Source organism: Clostridium acetobutylicum ATCC 824 (assembly GCF_000008765.1).
In the GTDB taxonomy this organism is placed as follows: domain Bacteria; phylum Bacillota; class Clostridia; order Clostridiales; family Clostridiaceae; genus Clostridium_S; species Clostridium_S acetobutylicum.
In genome coordinates, this window is sequence record NC_003030.1 from 2047659 (window position 1) to 2070041 (window position 22383).

The 22383-nt window shown below is 30.0% G+C and carries 50 protein-coding genes and 1 pseudogene; 6 read left to right on the top strand and 45 right to left on the bottom strand.

Annotation, left to right across the window (positions count from 1 at the left end; all coding sequences use genetic code 11):
* Positions 1-10: 10 nt before the first annotated feature.
* From CA_RS09865 to CA_RS09895, 7 genes are read right to left on the bottom strand one after another with little or no spacing between them, the layout of a single operon-like run.
* Positions 11-199 (bottom strand): hypothetical protein, encoded by a 189-nt coding sequence (locus CA_RS09865; RefSeq protein ID WP_013913563.1) that lies wholly within the window; start codon positions 197-199, stop codon positions 11-13.
* Positions 200-202: 3 nt separating this feature from the next.
* A complete protein-coding gene (locus CA_RS09870) occupies positions 203-403 on the bottom strand; it encodes a hypothetical protein (protein ID WP_010965210.1) in 201 nt (66 codons plus the stop codon).
* Between the two features lie 14 nt (positions 404-417).
* Complete coding sequence (locus CA_RS09875) at positions 418-582, bottom strand: hypothetical protein (RefSeq protein WP_010965211.1); 165 nt, start codon at positions 580-582, stop codon at positions 418-420.
* Positions 583-587: 5 nt separating this feature from the next.
* Complete coding sequence (locus CA_RS09880) at positions 588-785, bottom strand: hypothetical protein (RefSeq protein WP_010965212.1); 198 nt, start codon at positions 783-785, stop codon at positions 588-590.
* A gap of 54 nt (positions 786-839) precedes the next feature.
* The gene (locus tag CA_RS09885) at positions 840-992 is read right to left on the bottom strand and encodes a hypothetical protein (protein WP_013913564.1); all 153 of its coding nucleotides are present in this window, start codon (positions 990-992) and stop codon (positions 840-842) included.
* A 46-nt stretch (positions 993-1038) separates the two neighbouring features.
* A complete protein-coding gene (locus tag CA_RS09890; RefSeq protein ID WP_010965213.1) occupies positions 1039-1656 on the bottom strand; it encodes a ribonuclease D in 618 nt (205 codons plus the stop codon).
* Between the two features lie 12 nt (positions 1657-1668).
* The gene (locus CA_RS09895; RefSeq protein ID WP_241393077.1) at positions 1669-2469 is read right to left on the bottom strand and encodes a hypothetical protein; all 801 of its coding nucleotides are present in this window, start codon (positions 2467-2469) and stop codon (positions 1669-1671) included.
* Positions 2470-2923: 454 nt separating this feature from the next.
* Between CA_RS09895 and CA_RS09900 the strand changes: the two genes are divergently transcribed.
* On the top strand, positions 2924-3154 hold the full coding sequence (locus tag CA_RS09900; RefSeq protein ID WP_242663023.1) for a helix-turn-helix domain-containing protein: 231 nt from the start codon (positions 2924-2926) through the stop codon (positions 3152-3154).
* A gap of 30 nt (positions 3155-3184) precedes the next feature.
* Here the strand turns inward: CA_RS09900 and CA_RS09905 are convergent, their stop codons facing one another.
* The 33 genes from CA_RS09905 to CA_RS10055 form a co-directional block, all read right to left on the bottom strand.
* The gene (locus tag CA_RS09905) at positions 3185-3397 is read right to left on the bottom strand and encodes a hypothetical protein (RefSeq protein WP_010965216.1); all 213 of its coding nucleotides are present in this window, start codon (positions 3395-3397) and stop codon (positions 3185-3187) included.
* A gap of 52 nt (positions 3398-3449) precedes the next feature.
* Positions 3450-3668: a Zn-finger containing protein gene (locus tag CA_RS09910; RefSeq protein WP_010965217.1), complete on the bottom strand. Its 219-nt coding sequence runs from the start codon at positions 3666-3668 to the stop codon at positions 3450-3452.
* 230 nt (positions 3669-3898) lie between these two features.
* On the bottom strand, positions 3899-4171 hold the full coding sequence (locus tag CA_RS09915; RefSeq protein ID WP_010965218.1) for a hypothetical protein: 273 nt from the start codon (positions 4169-4171) through the stop codon (positions 3899-3901).
* 172 nt (positions 4172-4343) lie between these two features.
* Positions 4344-4871, bottom strand: a complete 528-nt coding sequence (locus tag CA_RS09920; protein WP_010965219.1) for a hypothetical protein — start codon at positions 4869-4871, stop codon at positions 4344-4346.
* Between the two features lie 131 nt (positions 4872-5002).
* The gene (locus CA_RS09925) at positions 5003-5194 is read right to left on the bottom strand and encodes a hypothetical protein (protein WP_010965220.1); all 192 of its coding nucleotides are present in this window, start codon (positions 5192-5194) and stop codon (positions 5003-5005) included.
* 47 nt (positions 5195-5241) lie between these two features.
* Entirely contained in the window at positions 5242-5568 is a 327-nt protein-coding gene (locus CA_RS09930) for a hypothetical protein (protein ID WP_241393078.1), read from the bottom strand.
* 97 nt (positions 5569-5665) lie between these two features.
* The gene (locus CA_RS09935) at positions 5666-5887 is read right to left on the bottom strand and encodes a hypothetical protein (RefSeq protein WP_010965222.1); all 222 of its coding nucleotides are present in this window, start codon (positions 5885-5887) and stop codon (positions 5666-5668) included.
* A 46-nt stretch (positions 5888-5933) separates the two neighbouring features.
* Positions 5934-6335, bottom strand: a complete 402-nt coding sequence (locus tag CA_RS09940; protein WP_010965223.1) for a single-stranded DNA-binding protein — start codon at positions 6333-6335, stop codon at positions 5934-5936.
* Between the two features lie 4 nt (positions 6336-6339).
* Entirely contained in the window at positions 6340-6522 is a 183-nt protein-coding gene (locus CA_RS09945; protein WP_010965224.1) for a Zn-finger containing protein, read from the bottom strand.
* Positions 6522-6806: a hypothetical protein gene (locus CA_RS09950; RefSeq protein WP_010965225.1), complete on the bottom strand. Its 285-nt coding sequence runs from the start codon at positions 6804-6806 to the stop codon at positions 6522-6524. The genes CA_RS09945 and CA_RS09950 overlap by 1 nt, the downstream gene beginning before the upstream one ends.
* Before the next feature lie 87 nt (positions 6807-6893).
* Positions 6894-7091: a hypothetical protein gene (locus CA_RS09955; RefSeq protein WP_010965226.1), complete on the bottom strand. Its 198-nt coding sequence runs from the start codon at positions 7089-7091 to the stop codon at positions 6894-6896.
* Between the two features lie 11 nt (positions 7092-7102).
* On the bottom strand, positions 7103-7435 hold the full coding sequence (locus CA_RS09960; protein ID WP_010965227.1) for a hypothetical protein: 333 nt from the start codon (positions 7433-7435) through the stop codon (positions 7103-7105).
* The gene (locus CA_RS09965) at positions 7436-7939 is read right to left on the bottom strand and encodes a DUF5651 domain-containing protein (protein ID WP_010965228.1); all 504 of its coding nucleotides are present in this window, start codon (positions 7937-7939) and stop codon (positions 7436-7438) included.
* Complete coding sequence (locus CA_RS20425; protein ID WP_341271484.1) at positions 7902-8075, bottom strand: hypothetical protein; 174 nt, start codon at positions 8073-8075, stop codon at positions 7902-7904. The genes CA_RS09965 and CA_RS20425 overlap by 38 nt, the downstream gene beginning before the upstream one ends.
* Before the next feature lie 87 nt (positions 8076-8162).
* On the bottom strand, positions 8163-8396 hold the full coding sequence (locus tag CA_RS20430; protein WP_010965229.1) for a hypothetical protein: 234 nt from the start codon (positions 8394-8396) through the stop codon (positions 8163-8165).
* Entirely contained in the window at positions 8393-8545 is a 153-nt protein-coding gene (locus CA_RS09975; RefSeq protein WP_013913566.1) for a hypothetical protein, read from the bottom strand. Before CA_RS09975 ends, CA_RS20430 begins: the two co-directional genes overlap by 4 nt.
* A complete protein-coding gene (locus CA_RS09980) occupies positions 8538-8915 on the bottom strand; it encodes a hypothetical protein (RefSeq protein ID WP_010965230.1) in 378 nt (125 codons plus the stop codon). Before CA_RS09980 ends, CA_RS09975 begins: the two co-directional genes overlap by 8 nt.
* The gene (locus tag CA_RS09985; protein ID WP_010965231.1) at positions 8908-9174 is read right to left on the bottom strand and encodes a hypothetical protein; all 267 of its coding nucleotides are present in this window, start codon (positions 9172-9174) and stop codon (positions 8908-8910) included. Before CA_RS09985 ends, CA_RS09980 begins: the two co-directional genes overlap by 8 nt.
* Positions 9175-9289: 115 nt before the next feature.
* Complete coding sequence (locus CA_RS09990) at positions 9290-9505, bottom strand: hypothetical protein (RefSeq protein ID WP_010965232.1); 216 nt, start codon at positions 9503-9505, stop codon at positions 9290-9292.
* Positions 9506-9541: 36 nt separating this feature from the next.
* Positions 9542-9913 (bottom strand): MazG nucleotide pyrophosphohydrolase domain-containing protein, encoded by a 372-nt coding sequence (locus tag CA_RS09995; RefSeq protein ID WP_010965233.1) that lies wholly within the window; start codon positions 9911-9913, stop codon positions 9542-9544.
* Entirely contained in the window at positions 9903-10097 is a 195-nt protein-coding gene (locus CA_RS10000; RefSeq protein WP_010965234.1) for a hypothetical protein, read from the bottom strand. The genes CA_RS09995 and CA_RS10000 overlap by 11 nt, the downstream gene beginning before the upstream one ends.
* Before the next feature lie 90 nt (positions 10098-10187).
* Entirely contained in the window at positions 10188-10715 is a 528-nt protein-coding gene (locus tag CA_RS10005; protein ID WP_010965235.1) for a hypothetical protein, read from the bottom strand.
* Positions 10716-10724: 9 nt separating this feature from the next.
* Positions 10725-11573, bottom strand: coding sequence for an ATP-binding protein (locus CA_RS10010; RefSeq protein ID WP_010965236.1), 849 nt, complete (start codon positions 11571-11573; stop codon positions 10725-10727).
* Positions 11512-12351: a phage replisome organizer N-terminal domain-containing protein gene (locus CA_RS10015; RefSeq protein WP_010965237.1), complete on the bottom strand. Its 840-nt coding sequence runs from the start codon at positions 12349-12351 to the stop codon at positions 11512-11514. Before CA_RS10015 ends, CA_RS10010 begins: the two co-directional genes overlap by 62 nt.
* 100 nt (positions 12352-12451) lie before the next feature.
* Positions 12452-12763, bottom strand: a complete 312-nt coding sequence (locus CA_RS10020) for a hypothetical protein (protein WP_010965238.1) — start codon at positions 12761-12763, stop codon at positions 12452-12454.
* Between the two features lie 10 nt (positions 12764-12773).
* Positions 12774-13463 (bottom strand): hypothetical protein, encoded by a 690-nt coding sequence (locus CA_RS10025; RefSeq protein WP_010965239.1) that lies wholly within the window; start codon positions 13461-13463, stop codon positions 12774-12776.
* 142 nt (positions 13464-13605) lie between these two features.
* The gene (locus tag CA_RS10030; RefSeq protein ID WP_010965241.1) at positions 13606-14181 is read right to left on the bottom strand and encodes an HD domain-containing protein; all 576 of its coding nucleotides are present in this window, start codon (positions 14179-14181) and stop codon (positions 13606-13608) included.
* 2 nt (positions 14182-14183) lie between these two features.
* Positions 14184-14378 carry a hypothetical protein gene (locus tag CA_RS10035; protein ID WP_010965242.1) on the bottom strand — a complete coding sequence of 65 codons (195 nt, stop codon included), beginning with the start codon at positions 14376-14378 and terminating at the stop codon, positions 14184-14186.
* Between the two features lie 50 nt (positions 14379-14428).
* Positions 14429-14632 carry a hypothetical protein gene (locus CA_RS10040; protein ID WP_010965243.1) on the bottom strand — a complete coding sequence of 68 codons (204 nt, stop codon included), beginning with the start codon at positions 14630-14632 and terminating at the stop codon, positions 14429-14431.
* Between the two features lie 4 nt (positions 14633-14636).
* Positions 14637-14876, bottom strand: a complete 240-nt coding sequence (locus CA_RS10045) for an AbrB/MazE/SpoVT family DNA-binding domain-containing protein (protein ID WP_010965244.1) — start codon at positions 14874-14876, stop codon at positions 14637-14639.
* Positions 14877-14890: 14 nt separating this feature from the next.
* Entirely contained in the window at positions 14891-15013 is a 123-nt protein-coding gene (locus CA_RS20355) for a hypothetical protein (RefSeq protein WP_275541661.1), read from the bottom strand.
* The gene (locus CA_RS10050) at positions 15003-15155 is read right to left on the bottom strand and encodes a hypothetical protein (RefSeq protein WP_013913567.1); all 153 of its coding nucleotides are present in this window, start codon (positions 15153-15155) and stop codon (positions 15003-15005) included. Before CA_RS10050 ends, CA_RS20355 begins: the two co-directional genes overlap by 11 nt.
* A gap of 12 nt (positions 15156-15167) precedes the next feature.
* A complete protein-coding gene (locus CA_RS10055; RefSeq protein WP_010965245.1) occupies positions 15168-15356 on the bottom strand; it encodes a hypothetical protein in 189 nt (62 codons plus the stop codon).
* 83 nt (positions 15357-15439) lie between these two features.
* Between CA_RS10055 and CA_RS10060 the strand changes: the two genes are divergently transcribed.
* A complete protein-coding gene (locus CA_RS10060) occupies positions 15440-15928 on the top strand; it encodes a DUF2321 domain-containing protein (protein ID WP_010965246.1) in 489 nt (162 codons plus the stop codon).
* Here CA_RS10060 and CA_RS10065 read toward each other — a convergent pair.
* From CA_RS10065 to CA_RS10080, 4 genes are all read right to left on the bottom strand, one after another.
* Entirely contained in the window at positions 15917-16357 is a 441-nt protein-coding gene (locus CA_RS10065) for a hypothetical protein (RefSeq protein ID WP_010965247.1), read from the bottom strand. The two genes, CA_RS10060 and CA_RS10065, sit on opposite strands and share 12 nt — an antisense overlap.
* Positions 16358-16370: 13 nt before the next feature.
* Positions 16371-17105 (bottom strand): phage antirepressor Ant, encoded by a 735-nt coding sequence (locus CA_RS10070; RefSeq protein WP_010965248.1) that lies wholly within the window; start codon positions 17103-17105, stop codon positions 16371-16373.
* A 27-nt stretch (positions 17106-17132) separates the two neighbouring features.
* Positions 17133-17282 carry a hypothetical protein gene (locus tag CA_RS10075; RefSeq protein WP_013913568.1) on the bottom strand — a complete coding sequence of 50 codons (150 nt, stop codon included), beginning with the start codon at positions 17280-17282 and terminating at the stop codon, positions 17133-17135.
* A gap of 89 nt (positions 17283-17371) precedes the next feature.
* The gene (locus CA_RS10080) at positions 17372-17656 is read right to left on the bottom strand and encodes a helix-turn-helix domain-containing protein (RefSeq protein WP_010965249.1); all 285 of its coding nucleotides are present in this window, start codon (positions 17654-17656) and stop codon (positions 17372-17374) included.
* A gap of 207 nt (positions 17657-17863) precedes the next feature.
* Between CA_RS10080 and CA_RS10085 the strand changes: the two genes are divergently transcribed.
* Positions 17864-18235, top strand: coding sequence for a helix-turn-helix domain-containing protein (locus tag CA_RS10085; RefSeq protein ID WP_010965250.1), 372 nt, complete (start codon positions 17864-17866; stop codon positions 18233-18235).
* A 404-nt stretch (positions 18236-18639) separates the two neighbouring features.
* Here the strand turns inward: CA_RS10085 and CA_RS10095 are convergent, their stop codons facing one another.
* Positions 18640-19830 (bottom strand): helix-turn-helix transcriptional regulator, encoded by a 1191-nt coding sequence (locus CA_RS10095; protein WP_010965252.1) that lies wholly within the window; start codon positions 19828-19830, stop codon positions 18640-18642.
* A 333-nt stretch (positions 19831-20163) separates the two neighbouring features.
* Here CA_RS10095 and CA_RS10100 point away from each other — a divergent pair, with 333 nt between their 5' ends.
* The 3 genes and pseudogenes from CA_RS10100 to CA_RS10110 form a co-directional block, all read left to right on the top strand.
* Positions 20164-20376: a helix-turn-helix domain-containing protein gene (locus tag CA_RS10100; protein ID WP_010965253.1), complete on the top strand. Its 213-nt coding sequence runs from the start codon at positions 20164-20166 to the stop codon at positions 20374-20376.
* Positions 20377-20386: 10 nt separating this feature from the next.
* A complete protein-coding gene (locus tag CA_RS10105; RefSeq protein WP_010965254.1) occupies positions 20387-22114 on the top strand; it encodes a recombinase family protein in 1728 nt (575 codons plus the stop codon).
* A pseudogene (locus CA_RS10110) lies at positions 22105-22320 on the top strand (FAD-dependent oxidoreductase); the annotation flags it as partial. The gene CA_RS10105 and the pseudogene CA_RS10110, both read left to right, overlap by 10 nt.
* Between the last annotated feature and the right edge of the window lie 63 nt (positions 22321-22383).

Below are 22383 nucleotides of genomic sequence, written 5' to 3' on the forward strand. Positions count from 1 at the left end.
TTCTCCTTATTTATTTACCTTTTATCGAAAATATGGCTGTAGCGCCCCATCCAGTACCCATTAGTAATGTAATTATATATAATGAAGGATGTATTAAATACTTGCCTGTTCTTATAAATAGAATTATTCCAAATAAAGATAATATAATAAAAGATACAGCCATCATAAGAAATTTCGTTTGCTCTTTTATAAAGTTCATGACTTAAACAATCCTCCCGCATATAACGCATTGGACATTTGCTGGTCTTTCTTTATCTTTAGCCCAATAGCTTTTATAATTTGTTTGCAAGTCGCAATTCTCAAATGCGCCATAACTTTGTTGCATTTCAGGCTTAGATAAAAACCTGTGGCAGTTTAATCTTAAAAAGCAAGTATCTTTCAAACACATTACTGGATTGCTCATATTATTTCTCCCCACTAAATTTCTTCAATTGTTATGCTTGTGCCTATAACTGAGTCAATTTCTTTTTCTAATTCATTAACTAATTGTTGAATTCTACTTAATCTGCTTTTTAGTTCTGCTAAGTTCTTAACTCCTGTGGTTTTTAATTTATAATTAAGTCTTATTTTCCCATTATCCATTTTTCTCACTCTCCAGTTTTAATTGATAACATATCATCTATTGCGTTAACTATAAGGATTATTCCTGCACTTATATTTAAAAATTTAGGGTCATAGCAGTTTATAACTCCAAGACCATATAAAATAAGAAGTATACCAAAAACGCTTACAGTAATACTACTTATAATACTGAGTCTTTTTACTATTAATCTTTTTCGCTTCATGCTTTTACCTCGAATTCTTGATATAAAAAAAGAGCCCATTAAGAGCTCTCATTACTATCTAATTTCATTAAGTTTACCACATATTTCACAAAATTTTACTTGTGGTACTATCAACAAACCTTTATATCTTATTGCCATATCACTAGGTGACTCAATTATATATTTATGTACTCCAATTTTGCACAATAATTTCCTAATCTTATTCAATCACTCTCACCTCTATTTAAAATAAAAAAGAACCCTGTTAAGAGTTCTAATATATAAATATATTTTCTATTCCCCTATTATGAAGTATTGCATTCGTCGGCAAATACTTAAAGCATTCTTCTGCTAATGAATACAAATTTGCTTTAATAAGTTCAGCTTTTAGCGCTCTCCATAACTTTTCTAAATATATCACATCATAAGTTGCATACTGTATTTGCTCTTTTGTAAGATTTTCTGCGCTCCAATTTGATTTCTGTAATTTCTTATCTATATTAATATTCAAATATTTTCTTAATAATTTTTTTAATGAATTCTCTATTTCTATACCATTCAATAATTTAGCTGCAATTTTAGTACACACTACATTATTAATATTATATATCTTAAGATTTTTCATTAAAAACCTCAAATCAAAATTAGCATGATGAAATATTTTTATAATTTTACTGCATTGCAAAATTCCAATTAAATTTTTTTGATTGGAATTATTATATTTAATCAAAAAAATTTTTTCTTTAGCACAAATTTGTATTAAGCAAAGTTTATCTTTTAAAGGGTCTAACCCTGTTGTCTCTGTATCAATAGCAATATACTTACAATTATTTAAAATATATCTTTTGTCATTATTATCCAGATCTAACTTGCACAATTTAATATTATACATATATATCACCCTTTATATACTATTTAATTCTATTGGATCAGCTTCTTTTATAAGTTGATTTATTTCTTTCAAATAAATGTTATAGAAACATTTTTCTTTACCAGTATCTTTAAAAATCATAGATGGCATTCTTGTTGTTTTTTCTTTTGTGGTTTTGGTTTGTACAACTATAATTCTATCGTCTATCCTATACATAGCATTAGTTGGTTGTCCCTTGTGGTAATACAATTTAAAAGTACTTTTGGTAGCTTTTTTACCTTGCTGTAGTTTCTTATTATACTTTTTCTTCCATGAACAACTTACTTCATTTATTAAATTTTTAAGTTCTCCTTTTTCATACCCAAAATGTTCTTCTAATGCAGGAACAAATAGAGAGTCTGGATGAACTAAAACAACTCTAACGCAACAATCTGAATTTAATAATCTATCTGTAACTTCTTCGATATTAGTACTCGTCCAAGTTCTGCCATAAATATGAACTATATCTATATTGTTTTGCGCTTCTTTTATATAATACTTATAATTTATATCAGCTATCCCTGGCATCATAGATTCTAAGCCTGTTTCATCAATTTGTTCTTTTATATGTACTTTATCTAGTATTAAGCTTACTAAACTATCTTTTAATAAATAATTATCAATCAAACTAAATATACCAGAAATTAACACCGCAGATGCAATATTATTTATAACTCCATTGAAAAAACTGTTCTTAATAACATTTGCTAATAAAAAAAGTATAATTCCCACTGTTGCTAGGCTTAACCCATATGTTATATGTAAATTTTTAAAGTATTTCTTATTTGAATTCATATTATCTCCACCTTTCAATACAATATTCTGTATTAAAAGGTAAAATCCTCTTAAATGTATTATATTTTTTAACATTTTTCCTACTTTTTGTTGTATTTTACTTGACATTCGTACAGTAGTTTGGTATAATATAATTGTAGTAAGGAAAGGGGTGAAAAAATGAAGGAAACAAACAAAAAACTAAAAGAGCTTCTCAAACTGCTGGACACAGTCGAGAAACTCATCATTAAAGTAATATCAATAGTCGGTTGGATTTTCATTCTTCTAAAGATATTACATTAAGCTTCAAGGGTTAGGCTTTGACCTAACCCCCTTATAAAAAATAATATCAAATGTTTCCTTCATAGTCAAATGAAAAACTTATATGCTAAAATAATAATTAAAGTTATAACTATAATTGGTTTACTAGCATTTTTAGGTTTAGTTGTTAAAGCAGTATTTTTTAAGTAAGTAGGTGATTCGGTTGTATAAATCTTTTGAAACTAAAGATGACTTTTTAAATTTCTTAAGTGATAATATTTTAAATACAAATGAAGCTTGTGAAATACTTGGCTGTAAGAGGCAGAACATCGCCGATTTAGTAGAACGCCATAAGCTAACAGCTGTAAAAACATTTCCTCGAGACAGAATTTTCTTAAAAGATGATATACTTGAACGTCTCAAACTTAAAAAACAGAGGGATTAATTTCTCTCTGCTTTTTGTTTATTAAGTATATTATTTGAATAATTTAGCTATTACATCTATTAAGCTAAAACTACTCTTTTTATACGCTTTATTATATACAGACTTTTTAGGATTAGTTAAAAGTCCTGTGCCTTTCTTCCCGTAAATCGGATTAATACTTGACTTGACTGCTCTCTTAGCTCTCCCTGTAGTGCTTGCTTTTATGCTTCGCTTTATACTTGGTTTTCTTACTCCCATTTTCATAACGCTCACCTCTAAGCATATTTTACCACTATTTATTAAGAATGGAATATGTTTATTTAATTTCTTTTAATGCACCTTTAACTCTTTTATATACTCTAGCCTTCATGCATTCCCTTAAATCGTCTGTGACTTTTCCTTTTACAAGCCTTTTACTACTACAGTAAGGACATGCTATATATCTATCTTTTTGTATAGATTCTACATCTTCTGTTAATAAAACAAATTCCTTGCTACATGTACTACATTTATAACTTGTGTAAATACTCTGCATGTCCTCACTTCCTTTATGTAAATTAAAGCACCCGATTAATTCGAGTGCTTGATAATATGAATGCCCTATCTTTTCAATAGGTCTGCGTCATATGTCCTTTTGGTTTTTTGACTTTTGCCTTATATATTTTTCTATAATACTATTATAAGGCTTGATTTTGCTTAGTGGCATGCGTTTTTTATGCGTTTTTTATGCATGATTTTTTGTTTTTTATAGTACACTCTATGTGTTCATATTATAATATCTTCATTCACATAATGTAACTTTTTATTTTCAATCTCTATACCCTCATCCGATGTATATAACCTCAAGTACACAGGCTGATTGCCTATGCTTTTCTTAATCTCTTTTGCTAGATATAAAATTTTTATGCTGTGTGTTTCTTTACTATCAGTAATATTTTCAACTAGTATATTTTGTTTGCTAACTAATTTAGGGCTTTCAAGTCCTATTATGTCTAAATTTTTGTATATCTTCATACCTTTTTCTATATAGCTTTCCATATTGTTTGCCCCCTTAGCATTTTTCCCTTTTTTATTCTATATGAATTCTACATAAAAAAAGAAATACCCTTTAACATTTATATGATAAATCAGAATTATTAAAAAAAGAGAAGCTCTAAAGCCTCCCCTTTTTACTTTCTAGTAGTACTACCAATTATTTCGCTACACTGATTTAGACTATGTTTTTAATATTCCACGCTTCCCATGCAGCTACCTTTTTTATTGCCTTTTTTCTTCGCCTAGAAACTTGACTTTGTGATATGTGAAGCCTATTCCCAACAACCCAGTCCGGCAACTCTTCTTTGTATTTTAATATTAAAGGCTCATATAGATATTGATGTAAGCTTTCTATATTGTCACCTATAATAACACTATCTACTTCTATATTTCTTATTTGCTCTTCTATGTCAGCTATTTCTTCCTTCTTGCGGTCTCTTTCTATTATTTTCTTTTGAATGATATTCATAAGTGTTCTTTCTGCATAGCTTTCACCTGTGGAGCTTGTCTGAACTCTCTCCTCATATGTTATTGCTCGAGACTCTTCTGGAATTTCTATATCAGTTGTCTTTAATTGCTGTTCAATCTGATCTACTTGCCTTTTTAATATACTTGCTTTATGTTTAAGACTATTTATTACTCTATCCTTCTTAAAATAATTATATATTTTACGTTCTGTAGTTTTAAATATTTCTTTGTCCAAATTATCAACTCCTTAAATAATAAAATGGGTGAACGAAATGGGCACCCCTAGTAGGTTGTTTCTTTCTTGCAATCTTTTATTATTATTTGATTATTATTTGATAATACAAGGTGCTAGATGTACCTAACACCCTATATATTTAATACCAATTGCCCACTTTCTAGCTCTTTAAAGTTTATAATTTCTGCATCTGTCTTATATATTCCGCACCATATACCGCTATTGAATATAATATAATGGTTTTCTGTCTCGAAGTTAACTTTATATTCCTTCTTAAGTTCTAGTGGTATACCTGGTGTAGCTTTTATTATTCTTACTTGCATTTATACCATTCCTAACTTCAAATGCGTAATAGATTTGCATTGTGAACTTAATCTTCATCCTCTGAAACTTGTTTCATTTCATCCATTAATGTTTTAAGTTCATTTAAATCTCTTATATAACATTCAAAACTTCTTAACTGAAACTTATCTGTTTTACGTAAACACCAATTTTCCCATTTTGATATATCTAGACTTGGGAATTTACTTTTCACAAGTTTAGTTAGTAGTTCTCTATTTTTGGGTGTATCTAATAAAACATATTCCATTCTGTCTTCTTGGACAAATTCATATCCGTCATCTATCATTTGATCTAACCGGCTTTTATGTTCTTTCTCTTCTGTAACTGGTCTTGTTGACTCAAAACTTATATCCATATCCTCCAAATTCATCACTTTCTTCTTTTCATATCACACAATAAACACATTTAAATCATAATTGGATTTAATAAATTTTCTTTGTATTCCGACGAAACTATTTATAAATTTTATTTAGTTCCCTTACTAAATCAGATATTTGTTGTACTTTTTCTAATACTGCATTGTATTCTTTTGTATCTCCATCGAAATTGCATTGTAACCCTTGCATTGTTGGAGTATCACAATAATTGAAACCTAATTCTTCACTATTCATATCAATCATTCCAATTAACTCTTTATCTCCTTTTTCAAATATATCAATAGTTAATCTTTTCATATTTATCCTCCTTAAAATTAATACGTAATATATTCATTTCCCGTAGTTAAAAGGGAATATCAGAATTATCCACTGGTGTTATATCCTCTTGCACTGGCACTCCAAAGTCTACATTTTCTATGTTAGAATCTTTGCCCCACTCAAGGAATTTAACTTCCTCAGCTACCACCTCAGTTACGTATCTTCTAGTACCATCTTTAGCATCATAAGATCTAGTTTGTATCCTTCCGCTAACTCCCATAAGTTTTCCTTTACTCATATAATTAGCCGTAGATTCTGCTTGTTTACCCCATACAACTATAGGAATAAAATCAGCTTCCTGTTGCCCTTCTTTTTTAAATCTTCTATCTACTGCCAAAGTAAAGTTACATGTTGCCGTACCTGTATTTGGTATATATTTCAGCTCTGGGTCCTTAGTTAATCTTCCGATAAGTATTGTTTTATTCATTTTATTACCTTCTTACATATTTTTTTATATAACATTCAGCACATAAAAGCGGAGAATGTTTTGTTATTGCTATATTAGACTCATCAACATACTGGTATATATGCCCTAAGCAAACACTTTTGCCACATTTAGAGCACTTTACAACTGTATCTCTTCCACATATCTCACACTTTTCATGTTTAGCCATTATTTATTAATCTCCTTGTCATAGCAATCTCTATCTCCAATAACATACTGTACTGCTAATCTATTAAGTATATGAGTAAAGCTTATTGCATCCTCATTTGTAATTGTCAATTTTTCAAATAGCATTTTATGAGCTAATAAAATAGCTGTGAAAAGTTCATTTCCTTCTATACTTGCTATATCTATTTTCTGAACTGGTTCCTGTTCTTCTTCATCACAAAATAAATTTGCTAATGCGCTATAAACATTAATTGCTGTTTCTTCGGTTTTATTTAATTTTTTCATTATAATTACCTTCCTTTATTCTCTATATTTTAATTTTAAATTCTAATTCTTAGTAACTTGAGCGATTTTACGCTCTTTGAAATATTTTTATTCGTTTTCTAATTCTAAATTAAACATTTCGTATTCATACTTAGTTACTTCTTTATAATTTAATAATGTAAAATATCCTTCTTCATTTCTATTTTTCCTTTTAATTGCTTTGAAAGGATGTTCTTTAAACACATCATGACATTTTATAGTCCCGAATTCAGTTGTTTGTTCATAAGCTGCCCAATAAAATTTCATATTCTTTCCTCCTATATCTTAGTTTGAACTTTTAATATGCTCTGCATTGCTGATAATTCGTTGCTTAATGCCATTAGCATGTCTCTTGATGCTTTATATGTCTGCTCTGCTAGGTCTCTACTAAACTTTAAGCCTGCTACATTACCACGTGCTACATCTGGTATTAATGTTACACTCATACCCTCGGTCTTAAGCTTAACTATTTCTTTTGATAATGCGATTCTGTATTCTTTTTCCGCTGATGCAAACTCCTTAGCTTTTTGAGTTATATAGTCTACACCTTTATCTAGTCGCTTTGATGTATTCCAAATTGCTTCTGTAACCTCTATAGTTTCTATTGCCATCTACTCACCACCATAAGCATATTTACATTTACAATGTTCTCCTGTAGGCTTAGGCACATCATATTGTTTAAGCAGTTTATAAACCCTACAATGTTTACTATGCCTTTTGCAGTCTCTACAGCTTGTATCTATTGCTAACTCTATTAAGTTATAAAGTTCTTCTTTTTTAACTACTTTTACATCTTTTAAATCTTCGTTTATATATAAATCCCTTTGATTAGTTTTTCTAGTTAGTTCCGCCATCCTGCTATATATTTTCTTTATTCTTTCTTTAGAAATACGATTTTCCATAAGTGCTACACTTAATGTTTCTGAAATAATGTCCCAAGTATATCTGTTTATTTCCTTTAGCTTCTTCTCTTTTTCGTCTGCTTCATTCTGTAATAATTCTTGAGCTCTGCTTATTTCCAACATAGTTTTAGTCCTTATATAGTTATTTAAAGCATGACTTTCTATAAAATTTAACTTACTTAGGATTCCTTGGACTTGCTTTTCTAAATCCATTTTTTTCACCTTCCCATTCTCTGTAAAGCTTAAACCAATTTTCATATTGCATAGTAACAAGCCAATCACAATTATTTTTTCTATGTGCTACTATGGGAATTTCATTCTCTTTTTTATCTCTAATAGATTGTGCCATAGCATCATATAAATTAAGGTTCTCAACCCTTTTTACCTCTGAATGTATATAAGGTAATCCAATTACATCAGCATCACCATTTAACCCTCAAAACTGCTGACCTCTTATTACATTTTCATATCCCTGTTCTCTGCATTTAGATGCCCACTCTCTTTCACCATTCGCACCTTTTTTCTTTGCTGCTCTACCACCTTTTGCTTTACTATTTTGTCCTTTTAAACATCTTATTGCTACTTCTAAAGCTTCGAATGAGTTACTTCCTGTGTTCCATTTGCCTTTTTTTATTGATTCTAAAATCTTAGCCGCATCCTTTTTATTCATCTTGCATTGTTCCTCCTATTCTGCTTAATAATTCTCTTGATCTTAAAATCATTTATATCTCTTTCTTTTTTTCTTGCCTTTGCAACACGTCTTTTCTTTATAATTGAATATGTCTTAAGTGCTAATTCTTTTCTTTCTTCACTACTCATAAAATTTTTCTCCCATCATCCTAAAAACAATTTGTTCTTTTGAATATCCTTCTTTTTCTAATTTAATAACTTTGCATATATGTGCTGCTTGAGGTATACTGCATTCTAATACTTCCGCTAATTTTTCCACTGTATAATGGCTTTTAGGTAACATTTCATAATACTTACTTTGTAGGGCTTTTTTATACCCTAAATCAATTTTTCTATTTTTATGTGGTCCATTATTCCCTTTGTGATGTTCTGTGCATAAATAAATTAAGTTTTGTTTTATTTTTACCATGTAAGATGCTTGGCTTCTAAAAACTACATGGTGCTTTTCTATTCCATACGCTTTCCCGCATACTTGGCAAAAGTGTATCTCTTTACACATTCTTCAAGACCTCCTCCATTGTTATTTGTCCCTTTATTTCTTTTGGCTTTTCTCTGCCTAGCTTGTACTCTTCAACACGCCTATCCCAATCTGCTGTTGCTGCTTTTTCAGTGCTTTTCCAGTCGCCACATGAAATATGAGTTCCAATATTACTGCAAAAATACTTGTATTCACTTTCTATAAAATTTAATTTAGCTTTGCCATTACATATAGGACATGGCTTTGGAAGTTTATTACCTTCTATTGCTTTAATCTTCATAACTTCGCCTTTCTTTATTACTTGAGTGTCATTTGATAATAGATATGTACAGCTATAGCCAAATGACACCCTAGGTTTAGATTAAATTTGTATTTTATTTGAATTATGAATTAAGTTAAGTAGTTTTTTTAATCACAACACCCATAGCACTTTCAAGTCCTTGTGAGCTAAGAAATTCATCAAACTCCTGTTGTGCTAATTTTTTATGTTTTTCAATAATAGTATCCATTGTCTTATAAACATTATCTGATTTTTTCTTTGAAACATCATCAGCTACAAATGATATTCCCAACTCATTAAAAGCCATTGTTCCTGTACTTTCATTTACCATATAGACACTTCCTTCATCTTTTATTCAAATTCCGATTTAAAACGCTTTCCCATGCTTATACGGTCTATCTTTATTTATCTCCATCTTCTTTTTAATCTCTTCCTCTAAATCTATACCTAGTCCGCCGCATAAATCTCCAAGTCTTATTGCTACATCTGCTAATTCTTCCTTGAAGTTGTTTAAATCATTCTTTCTAAGCCCTTCCATTGCTTCTGATACTTCGCCTGTAATAAGCATAAGTCTTGTACATATAGCATTAATTTTAAAAGTTTTAATTGAGCTTGGTGAAAGTTTTGTTTTGCCATACATTATTTCGTCAATAACATCTTGAATTCTTTCAAAGTCCTCCCAAAATCCATGTGCCTTTGCATTACTATAAGCTTCTTTAGCTAATTCATTAATCTTCATTTTCTATTACCTCCACCCCTATATCATTACACTTTACACACGCAAACATAAATGACTCTCTGTAGTTTTTGCCCTGTACTGTAAAATGTCTATTATTCTTAAATATAACCTTGCCTTTTATAATTTTATCTTCTGCATTTGCATTAGTAAGACATGTTATTCTTACTTTATCTCCTATTTTCATCTTCTTCTATCCATCCTTCCACTATTTTTATACTTTCTAACACTCCATAGCCTTCATAGACAAGTTTTATTACTTGTCCAATATATTTGTCTATCCCCATAACTTAAAGCCCTCCTGTTGGCTTTCAAGATAATTATAAATTTTTTCTATCTCCTGCTTAAATTCGTTCCAGTGCTTTATACTTCCAAGATTTAAATAAGCTTCGTTTTTATATAAAACCAATTGATTATTTTTAATTAAATACTGCCCGTTATTGCCCTTTGCTGTAATAACTCCGTTCTTTTCTGTTACATGCATATTAATTTTTACGTTTTGGCTTTTTAAGTACTCACGCCTCCACCCCATATAATAGTTTTCTGCTGTTCTACGTTCTATAGAAAACATTGTTTTTATTTTTTCTATTGCCTCGCTTCTCTCTATATGGTCCGCATTAGACTTCATCCATTTATTGAATGCTTTCATATCTATCTTTTTATTTTTAACTTTTATATCTTCTAGAACTGTATTTATTTTATATACACTTAAGCCAAATCTTCTGCTAAGCTCTGTAATGCCCATTCCGTCTTTATACGCTTCTCTTATTTGCTCCTTAATAGATGCGCTTATTTTCTTTCTCATAAAACCACCTCAATACAATATTTTTCTAAGAAGTTCTGTTTTCTTCTTAGCTTCCTCTATCCTTATACTTTTGGATGTATTTTCAACCGGCGTACACATTTCAAATATTCTACTTTCTGTGCGCTCATGGTATTGGTCCGCTAATACCCCATGTCTTTTGCTTGGATTTATTTCTAAATTTGATGTAATTATAAGTGGTAACTTGCTTCTATATCTGCTATCAACTATGTTATAGATCATGCTCCTGGACCATTCCGAACTCTTTTCAGTTCCTAAATCGTCGATAATTAATAAATCTGCATTTATAAAACTTCTAATAATATCGCTTTCAGCTTCTTTCCCCCAGCTGTTGTATGTCTTTTGTATCCTGCTTAAAAGTCCATTTATGCTAACACATACAACTGGTATATACTGCTTTAAAAGCTCATTTGCTATTGCACTTGCAAGATAAGTCTTTCCATTTCCAGCGCTACCGTAAATTAATAATCCCAATCCTTGTTGCTTACATTCTTTAAAATTATCTGCATATCTTCTCCCTAAGTTATACATGCTTCTGGAACCTTTATTAAAATCCCAGTTTTCGAAATTACTTTCTCTAAACTTTTCATCCATCAAACTATTTGTTATTAACTCATTAAGCCTGTTTTGCTTTTTAAGCATTTCTTCATGTTGTCTTTTTTCATGCCATGCTTTACTCTCACACTCACACATTGTCTTAACAATCCTATCTATACCTAAGATAGTTACTTTCTTATAAATATTCTTACCACACTTAGTGCAAGTTTCTTCAAGCTTATTACAGCTTGATTCCGATACCTTCTCTGTCCCTGTCGGTGTTATCTTGTTTAGTTGGTCCATTACTTACCTCCTTATCGTTGTATCTTCCCTCAAGTACTTTTGTAAAATTTGTATCATTCTTAAATATCCAATCAAAATCTACAATCCATTGCTTACCATTACCACCTTGAAGAAATTTAGATTGTTTTATATTATTAATTGCTTTTAGAATATCCTCTATAGTTAGCTTTAAGCTGTTTATTCTAGCCTTAACCTTATCTTTGCGTCTATCCGTGATATTTCTAAGAGGTTTAATAGGACTAGGTAAATCGTTCCATACGATAAGAATATCCTGCCAAGGTATTCTATTTACTTCTTCTTCTCCTTCTTCTTTCTTATTCTTATTCTTCTTTCTCCTTTCTTCTTCTGTTGCGTTACATTCCGTTACTGTAACGTTACAATTAGCGTTACTTTCTATAAGTTTCTCCCTATATTTTTTTACTCTTAATCTTGTTTGTTCTCTTACTTTATCAAGGGTTTCAATGTTTTGGTGCTTCTCCCAATTAGTAATATAGTAAGCATCATTTATAATCTCTATCATGCCAAATTTTTTAAATGTTTCTAGTGCAAGTCTTATAGTATTTAAAGGCCTGTTAAATAAACTACTTAGCATTTCATCAGTGTAATATATTTTATCGCTTAGCATCAGCAAGCCACTTCTATTTGTCTTACCAGATAAGCAAAGTATTTTAAACCAAATTACTAACAATGCATCAGCTTCTGGCATCTTTTCAATCAACTTTATTTTTTCATCATCAAAGATATTAACCACTATCTTGATCCACTTAATGTCTGCCATCTATTCACTTCCTTTTTATCGAGAGAGTTTTAAAAACTCCCTCTTTGTGTTATAATTTATCTTGGATTTTTTATTTTGTGCCCTTTGCCGAGGGTATTTTTTAATGTCTGCATCTTAAATTTTCAATTTGTTCTTTAAGCCCATCTATATTTTCTTTAAGTTCGTCTATCTTTGCTTTCAAACTAAAATTTTCTTTATCTATTTCATAGTAACTTGGGCTGTCATAAACCTCTTTCCATATCTCTTCTAGCTCTTTATCATCAGCATCTTTAAGATATTTTAACGCTATCTCTTTTACTATACTTGATTCTCTGATTTCTACTGTATTGCTGTTATCTCTTATCACTACAGCTCCATTGTTATAATCCACTTCATCCCATTTACTTGGACATATAATACTATTTATATCCACCTTTATCACCTCACTTTTGATGTTCCATACATAATACTTTGCCAAATTTACTCTTACTGTAGCTTGCCACTTTTTCGCTTACGCTTTTACCACATACAGCACACTTGTAAGTATTGCTATTAGGCTTCACAGTAGCTTTTTTATCTAAAGGTATACTAACTGTAGCTTTATCTATATCAGTGCTTATTTTAGTCCCTAGCTTGTATCTAACCACATTATTGTTATCTACTATCTCAAGTTGGTTTATTTCTCGCTCTTGGTTATAATTTATTGACTTAACTTTAAAATGTATTTTAGGGCTTAACTGCACTCTGCCTTTGTTTTCTGTTACTTCATCTGGTTTTAAGCCTATCCATATAAAGGGACTTGTATATAATTCTCTGCCTATTCCAAAGTTGAAACATGCCCTTTTAAAGCTGTCTGATGCTTGACCTTTTTCCTTTTCTGTATTGCTTTCAGTTCCTACATCTTGCTTACTAATCCACATTTGTTTGTCTTCATCATAAACTCTTACAGTACAGAAAAGATTGCCATTAACTAATTGATGTTCTCTTTCCCACCCAAGTACTCCAAAGGTTTCATCAAGTATTTTCATATCACACCTTGCATCTTTATAAAGCAGTAAAACACATCCGCTTTTCTTTACGCTTTGCACTCTACATTCTATCTCACTTGCTTTTAAAAGCCTTATATTTGCCATTTAAAATATGTCCCCCAATCCTTCGTATGTTTCTTTACTTATTTCCATATAGTTTTTTCTTTCAGAAAATCGCTTCTGCCATACCAAACTACTAGTTTTATAAGTGCATCCATTTAATATATTTGCATAATATTTCATGCTATCACTTCTTTTCAATAACTCTGCTTGCCCACATATCAGCAAAATGTAAAAGCATTTGTAGTGATCTTTCTTTGCCATTAAGCTGATATTTTAAATCGCTGTACATGCCATTGTGATAAAGTATTGCAAAGTTTTCTTCTTCTGTAAGCTCTATAAAATGGCTTGCTATTTGTATTGATCTTATTTCATGTGGAACTGATAAAAGATTACTGTTTGTAGTAAATGGTTTCTTCTCTGACTGAACATAGCCGCCTTTTCTGTCCGATATTAAGTTTGGTATATAATTAAGTTTTCCAAACTGTCCCATTTTGCCTAGATCATGTAGAAGTGAACATATTATAATGCTGTCTCGTTTTTCTTCTGTATTTACCCATTGAAGCCCATTGCATATATCATTTAATGCATTAAAAACATTTAAGCTATGTTCTGCAAGTCCTCCCTCTTTTGCTAAATGATATTGTGTACTACATGGTGCTTTGAAAAAATCTTTTGATTCCATATACCCAATTAAGTTATGGATGCCTTGCCTTTCTGTAGATAGCAGCAATCTTGTTATTGCATATTTTATTTCATTCATCTTTATACCTCCCAAATACTAATCTGATGTACATAGTTCTGTACTATGCCTTTCTTTTTTAACTTGCTATACTGTTTTGCTACTGCTAAAGGTGTCCTGTCTAATGCTGCAGCTGTAATTAACATTCCATCATAGGGATAGAAGTTTATAATATAATCTATCTCCTCAAGTGTGTAAGGCTTAGAACGTCTTAACATAAGACCACCTCATTAAAAAATTCATAATATTCCGAATATATTCTATGGTTTTAATCTGTATAAATTATCTCCCATACTCTTCTATGGTACTTAACCTTTTCATCTGCTGTCATATATCCTAGCCTCTCTATTGCATCTAAATATCCCATAAAATACAATCTAGCTTCTTTTGATGTTATTTGCTTATGTTTAACTTTAACTTGAATTTTTTCTAGTAGTGAGAGTACTAAATCGTCTTCCTCTTTACTAGTCATACAGCTACCTCCTTAATTCTTTCAAGCACTTCTTACATATCTTCTTTCCTTTATAATTTATTACGTCGCTTGCTTCACCGCAGAACACACATGCTGGATTATATTTCTTTAAGACTATCTGCTCACCATCTACATAAATTTCTAAAGCGTCCTTTTCTGCTATATTAAATGTTCTTCTCAATTCTTTAGGTATTACTACCCTTCCCAAGCTATCCAATTTTCTTACTATTCCTGTTGATTTCATTTTTAATTCCTCCTTTAATCTAATATCCATAAAATACTATACATTGCATAACATCCTGCTATAAAAGCCATTATTCCAAGCCACATACACACAATTTCTTTTAGGTCTAAGCTTTTAATTACATCTTTATATCCCATTTGGATGCCTTCTTTCCATATAAAGCACTCCGCCTAAATCCGATACATAATAATCTTTTAAATACTTTTTAGTAAGTTGCACTCTTTGTTTGTGATCTTTGTATGGTAAGCCAACAAAACAAGGCAATTTTTTTCTAGGCATTTTTCTCATCCCCTATATTAAATTTTTTTGTAGCTTGTCCATAGCTTCCAGGTATTCGCTCTCAGTTATAAGCTCTTTTTCACAATCTAGCTTTAAAGCTTGTATTGCTCTAGCATTACGTTTCGGAGTTCCTATGCTATATACAAAACCTGGTCTATCAACAATAAGATTGTTATTATCGATGTCTATATATACTTCCATTGTCAAATCCTCCTTTCCTTATTTTTACAAAGGTTTTATTGCACTTTTGTGGAATATATCACCATGAAAGTGAGGTGATATTTATGGGTACTTACAGAACTGCTCAAATCTGCCTTAATGGTCATGAGATAACTACGTCAGCAAACACTTCTCCTGAACTTATGGAAAATTTTTGTTCAAAATGTGGTGCAGCTACTATCACAAATTGTCCTATTTGTAATACTCCAATTCGTGGATCTTATCATGTTGAAGGTGTACTTTCATTAGGACATGAATATAAAATTCCATCATATTGCCATAATTGCGGTAAGCCGTATCCTTGGACTAAAACTGCTTTAGAATCTGCGAATGCATTAATTGAAGAAGACGAAAACTTAAATTCAGATGAAAAAAAACAATTTTGTGAAACATTACCTGATTTGATTGTCGAATCTCCAACGCCTAAGACACAATTAGCTACAGCTAGATTTAAAAGATTAATTTCTAAAGCTGCTACATATACCACTGATGGTGTTAAAGGTATAATTGTGAACATTGCATCTGAAGCTATTAAAAAATCTTTAGGACTTTGATTTTTCTAAATTAAATAATTTGTATCCAGGGCATTTATCATAACCACAATTATATGATTTATTGTTCTTAACCCAACATTTAGGACAACCATCATGTAATTTTTCTCCTGTATCTGATGAGAAATTTTCTTCAAGCTGCTCTTGAGATTTCACCTCAGGGGCAGTTTGCTTTATCTCTTTTACAATTTCAACATTATTGAAGTACCAATTTAAGGCAAACCTTTTTAGTTCCTCATGCTTAACAAATATAGGCATCTTTTCTTCATCTATTTGTGTAATAAATTCCTTTGATTCATTTCCAATAAAATAAACATCAATCCATGGGTATCTCTCATCAACTTCGAAACTTAATACTCCAATCTCTACAACAAGAATTGTTGATTCATCAATATTGATATTTGTGTCCGTTGTTTTTATTTTTTTATTCATATAATTTCCTCCCTTATACTACTATACTGTTTTTAATGGCAATGTCTTTAACTATAGCTACATATATTTCAATAAGTTTCTTGTCATTTGCTATAACATCAAGTAAATTAAGTTTATTAGCCTGTGTCTGTGTGCCTCCATTTAAAAGCACTCTAGCTCTCATATTTTTAAGCCTTTTATTTATGTCACTTCCTGCCCTTTCATCAAGAGCTTTATATATTTCTTTTTTTATTCCCTCATAATTTTTGCTTTTCATACAAATACGATTAATAAGAATGTTTGTTTTCTTTCTCCACTCTTCACTCGGATTTATTGTTATTACATCTTTCATATTTTGCACTTCTTGTTTTACTGCTGTTGTCTGCTCTTTAGTTTCCTCTAGTTGTAATCTTAAATCTTTTAAGCTCTGTGCTTGCAATATTATTAAATCCTCTATACATTGAGGCTTGTCCTCTTTAAGTTTGTTTTCACATTTTATGAAATAGTTTCTGTATTCGTGTGATTTTTCTGTTTTTGCCATCATTGCAATATGCTTTGCAAATTCAATTGATATTGCAAAATCCATTGTTTCATTGCCCTCGTCATTATGACGAACCCCTATCCAGTCAATATTTTCTTTAAAAAACTCATTGCTCTGTATATTTTTTGGATACCATCTTGACCAATTTGTTTTGTTTAGCCCTAATCCTAAATATAACTCCTTTGCACTTACTAATCCTTTATCAGATATTCTTATTAAGTTTTCCAATTTATCACTCCTTTTATATAAGCTTAATTACTCTTGATTATCTGCTTCTAGTTTTTTTATTAAACATTCTAATTCATCTTTTGTTAATTTATCAGCAATAATTTTGCCAAGTACATTAGCATACTTTTTTTCCAATTCCCTTGTATCCTTAGGCAAAACAAGAACTACTTCATACATTTTTATAACCCCCCATATACTTATCTAATTTATGTTATGCAAAATATAAATTTCCGTTACATAATAAAGGTTCTATAAAATTAATAATGCTAATTCTGTGTGACTTTTCTTTTTAATTTATTTCTTATCTTACCGTTTTTTCTCATATCCCTAACACTTTTGTGATAGTTGTATGCCTCTGTAATTTCCTCTAGTGAACATTTATATATTCTAGTTAGTGCTTGTAATGTTTCTACAGATGGTAGCCTATCTGAATATTCATACTTTCTATAACTCGCCTCTTTAAGACTAAGTGCAGCTGCCACACGTTCAGCTGATAATCCTGAGGCAAGTCTTAAAATCTTGAATGTAATTATACGTTGTCTATTATCCATATGTGTTCCTCCTTTCTGGTATAATTATCACTCCTTTCGTGATAATATTCAAACACATAGTGATAAATTATCACGATATAATGCTAAAATAGCTTGTACAATTTGTTAATTTGCGTGTATTCTGCCTAAAAATATTTCAATTTTCTTGACTTTTGTCACAGTGTGTGACAAAATAGACACAGAAAAAATAAAGAAGGAGAACTAAAAATGCTTGGTGAAAACCTTAAGAAATTAAGAAAAGAGAAAGGTCTAACACAGAGACAACTTGCTGGTGAAACAGGGTTATCTGTGAGTATAATCAGCAAACTTGAAGAGGGAAAAAAGACTGGATCAATTGAAACCTTGCAAACATTATCGAACTATTTTAATGTAACGGTAGATGAATTAAGTGAAAATAAATCTGCAAATATCGATAAAAAGGAATATGCCGTGGATGAATTACTAAAAAGACTCGTAAAAAAGGGATTAATTGAAAATGTTGAAGATATAGATAGTGATTTACAAAAATTAATTACTTACACAATAAAGGAAACTATAAATAAAATAATTGAAGAAGAGAAAATAAAAAAAGAACAATAAATTCATTGTTCTTTTTTACATTTAAGTATTTTATTCTCAATATTGTCCACAATAATATCGAGGTGTCTCAGTATCTTATCTATATCATCAATTTCAAGCAAAATTTTCTTTAGTTCTTCCATGTACAAACCTCCAATATTAATATTATATGGAAGTTATAACACTTTTTATTATAAAAAACAATAAGAAAAGTGACATACTTTTTGTCGAATATGTCACTACTAGAACGAACTATGATACGCTTGGACTACCTATTACAAAACTTACAATAGGTAAAGCTAACATTATTGTTAATGATGCCAATGCTAGAATATTAGTTTTACCTAAGAATATTTTTTTCATAGAACTCCCTCCCCTCGAAATAATTATATCACAAAAATGTGATATTTTATAATTATGCAGTGCTATTTTAGCACGCTTTCAAAAGTATTACCTGAAACATACTCCATTATCTCTAATTTTAAGCTTGAATCTAGATCTATTCCTTTTGGGTTTAAAAAGTCTATTATCTTTGTAAAAATTTCCTTGCTCTTTTTATTCCTAATAGCATAATTTACAAATTGCTTTACGTTATTTTTAATTCTGAATTTGTCATTAGTATCATACGCTAATAAAATAACCTTTTTAAAGGTATCAAAATCAGCAGTATTGTTCTTTATTTTAAAGCCAAAAACATTATCATAAACATTTAACTTATAATAATTATTTAATGAATCAAATAATTTCATTGCTTCATCTAAATGTAATTTGGCTTCATTAAATTTATTTTGCTCTGTGAAAACATATCCTATATTACTTTCACTTGTTGCAACGTATTCTATAAAATGATACTTTTCTGCCTTTATTGCTATTTTTTCATATTCTTTAATGCTTTCATTAATCCTCCCATCTGTATAAAGTACATTGGCTTTTATTATTGAAGCTTTAAAGTAGTATTTATCAAAAATTTTAAGCTTCATAACTCTAGATGCAATATCTATGGAGGATTTATATTCTCTAAGATTATAGTATGCTAAAGCTACATTTAAAAAGCACTTCACTTTAGTTTCTCTATCTAATATAGAGAAATTTTTTAACGAGTTAAATGCTGTAATTGCACGTTCATAATTTGCCGTTGCAGTATATATTTTAATTAGTTCTATATTAACTTTTAAATATATATCTGCATCTAAATCATATTGCATTAATTTTGTTAAATATTTTAATATAATATTCGCATTTTTATAAACATCTTGTATATCTAATTTTTCTATTACATTCCAAATAACTTCTATAGCTTTGTCCTTATATAGCTTGTCTATCAATTTATCAAATTCCAAGTAATGTTTTTTTGTATTACTTAGAAATTTCTTTACTGTACTGTCTATTGTTTTTGTAGGTATCCCTAGAATTAACTCAATATCCGCATTATATCCAAAGTCCTTAAATCTTTGGATAAACTTATATGCCTGAGCTGCATTTAAAGGTCTTTCTCCTCTAATAATTTTATTTATAGTTGCTCTTCCAAGATATTTGCATGCCAACTTAGTCTGACTTACCCCAATCTCATCAATTATTTTTTTTAATCTTTGATGAGGTTCTAATTCTGTACACATTATATCCCTCCTATTCTAGTAATAGAAAGGCTTCCACTTATTTGTGTTATGTGTTATTATTGTAAATGGGAAGCACTTCCCTTTTTGGAACTCCGTAGGTATATGGTCTCGCAAACTTCTACCTACGGAGTTTCTCTATCATTAACATTTTTTTATAAAAAATATGATTATTACTATAATTTTAAGTTATTATTATTTATTTAATAATTTCCTATAAGTTTATAATATCATATTTTAGATTCAGAAGTCAACCTTTTTTACTGATTTATGTTACTTTTATATTGACTTGTGTTGCGAATTGCTATACAATATCAATATGAAAGGAGTTTTTTTATGATAAGTTATAAGCCATTTTTTAAAACACTTATAGATAAAGATTTAGAGAAAAAAGATTTAGTGAATTCTAAAGTAATCAGTAAAAGCACAATGACAAGAATAAATAATGGAGATTTTGTTGCACTTCAAATAATAGATAAACTATGCGAACACTTGGAATGTAATGTAAGCGATATAATTGAATATAAAGCAAAAAGTAAAGAATCTTAGAGGTGAAGTTATGAAGGTAGCGATTTACAGTAGAAAATCAAAGTTCACAGGAAAAGGTGATTCTATAGAAAACCAAATTGAAATGTGTAAAAACTTTATAACATCAAAGTATAACAAAAAAGTAGAATTTTTAGTTTATGAAGATGAGGGCTTTTCCGGCGGAACAATAAACCGACCACAATTCAAAAAGCTAATTAAAGATGTCGAACTTGATAAGCTAGACGTATTAGTATGCTATAGATTAGATCGTATTAGTCGTAATGTATCTGACTTTTCAAATACATTGGATACATTACAAGAACATCATGTTGACTTTATAAGCATAAGTGAACAATTCGATACTTCAACTCCAATGGGAAGAGCTATGGTGTATATAGCCTCAGTATTCGCTCAACTCGAAAGAGAAACTATAGCTGAACGTGTAAAAGATAATATGATTGAAATGGCTAAAAATGGTCGATGGACTGGTGGGAAAATCCCTCTGGGATTTAATTCAAAACGAATTAAATATATTGATGAAAATGGATTAGAACGAGAAATCCCTGTTCTTGAAATTAATAAAGAAGAAAGCAAATTTGTAACCTCTTTATATGAAAAATACTTGGAGCTTGGAAGCTTGCACAAACTCGAAGTATATATTACACAAAATGAAATAAAATCGAGAAACGGGATATTGTTTGAGAAATCTAGCCTAAAAATCATACTTCAAAACCCAATATATGTAAAATCAAGTTATGATGTACTTAAATATTTAAAAAACAACGAGTGGAAAGTTTATGGTAATCCTGATGGCGCGCATTCGTTGTTGACATATAACAAAACAGAACAAACTTTAAGAAAAGGCAAACATATAAAAGTAGACAGACCTAAAGAGGATCGATTTGCTGCAATAAGCAACATACTTGGTTTTATTGAACCTGAACTATGGTTGGAAGTGCAAAAGCAATTCGATAAAAACAGAACTTCTTTCCCACGATTAGGTAAAACACATAATGCTTTACTTACAGGTAAAATAAAGTGTGGTAAATGTAAGAAATATATGCTAATTCAGCATGGAAGAATTTCTAAAAAAACTGGTGAAAAAGCTTTTTATTATGTATGTTCATTAAAGCAAAAATCACATAAAAAGCTCTGCAATAATTCAAACATAAGAACAGATAAAATTGAAAATTTAGTATTGGATAGTCTGAAAAATTTTGCGAAATCAAAAAAAGAAATTATGGAGGCTTTAAAACGAGAAAATAATTATAAATTAAAAAATAATAATTCCGATATAAAATTAGAATTAAATTCAGCACTTTCTGAAAGGAAAAAGCAAATTGATAGATTGACAAATGCACTTGCAAACGGAACCGGCGTAGAGGACATATTAATTAATAAAATCAAATTAATAAAAAAAGAATGCATAAAGATAGAAAATAAATTATCTGAAATTGAAAACAATCATGAAAAATCTAAATCAAATAAGATAAATTTAGATATTATAAATTCAATGTTAGACAGTTGTAAAATAATAGATACTTTATCGATGCAAGAGCAAAAACGTATCATTGACACTTTAATAGACAATATATACTGGTTTGGTGAAAATCATAAAGAAGGTAAAATATCAATTGAATTTTTGGGATCTGGTATGGATGCAACCTATAAATCACATTTGTATGAAGCTATTGATTTGGATACTAATTCAAATGGCAAAAAAGCAGCATTATTGGATACCTTGCAGATGCCAAATTAATGACCTCCTTCTATCCTCTTGAAAAGTTAAGAAAAATAAAAGGACTAGAAAGCGTAAAGTATATAGACCCTTACGCAGGAGGAAAAGGAAACTCTATAAGATATTTATCTGTTGCCCCAAGAACTAATGACATGAAAGTAAAAGGTATCGAAAATTTATTTTGTTGTGGAGAAAAGAGCGGATTGTTTGTTGGTCATACTGATGCTTGAACCCCTAAAATACAAACACAGTTTTATTATTACAATTTTGTATACATAAAAATAGCTTAA